The organism is Pseudomonas sp. PDM22 (genome assembly GCF_014851965.1).
Taxonomy (GTDB): Bacteria; Pseudomonadota; Gammaproteobacteria; order Pseudomonadales; family Pseudomonadaceae; genus Pseudomonas.
In genome coordinates this window covers 1-792 of sequence record NZ_JACVAR010000023.1, presented here as the reverse complement: position 1 = coordinate 792, position 792 = coordinate 1, and the positions used below count along the sequence as shown (strand labels likewise).

The following is a 792-nucleotide window of genomic DNA, read 5'->3' as shown; positions in this document are numbered from 1 at the left end:
CCACCGTCGACGGCTCGGGCAACTGGAGCGTGAAGGTAGAAGGCAGCGACCTGGCGAAGGAAACCAACATCCATGCCACCCTGGTGGCCCACGACGCGGCAGGCAACAGCGCCAGCGTGGTGGCGGATCATGGCTATGTCGTGAATGTCGAGCCGGGCTCCGTCTCGCTCGCCATCGACGTGGTCGCCGGCGACGACATCGTCAACCTGGCCGAGTCCAAGGTCCAGCAGACCATCAGCGGCAAGGCCGCCGGTGCGTTCAGCGAAGGCGACGTGGTGAGCTTCAAGCTCAACGGCACCGACTACAGCGCCAAGGTAGCGGCTGACGGTACCTGGAGCGTGAAGGTGGCCGGCGCGGATCTCGCGGCGGAAACCAACATCCACGCCACCCTGGTAGCCCACGACAGCGCTGGCAACGTCAGCGATGTGGTGGCCGACCATGCCTACTCTGTCGATACGGTAGCGCCGGTAGCGACCCTGACCATCAACGTGGTGGCAGGTGACGACATCGTCAACCTCGAGGAGTCGAAGGTCCAGCAGACCGTCAGCGGCAAGGCCGGTGGCGAGTTCCAGGCGGGCGACGTGGTGAGCTTCAAGCTCAACGGCACCGACTACAGCGCGAAAGTCGCGGCTGACGGTACCTGGAGTGTGAAGGTGGAAGGCAGCGACCTCGCGGCGGAAACCAGCATCCACGCCACCCTGGTGGCCCACGACAAGGCCGGCAACAGCGCCAGCGTCGTAGCCGATCACGGCTACAGCGTCGACCTGGTCGCGCCGGTAGCGACCCTGACCA

General features: G+C 65.5%; 1 protein-coding gene. It reads left to right on the top strand.

Going from position 1 to position 792, the window contains the following annotated elements:
• On the top strand, positions 1-792 hold a 792-nt coding region (locus IB255_RS30460; protein WP_192211280.1), incomplete at both ends, for an Ig-like domain-containing protein.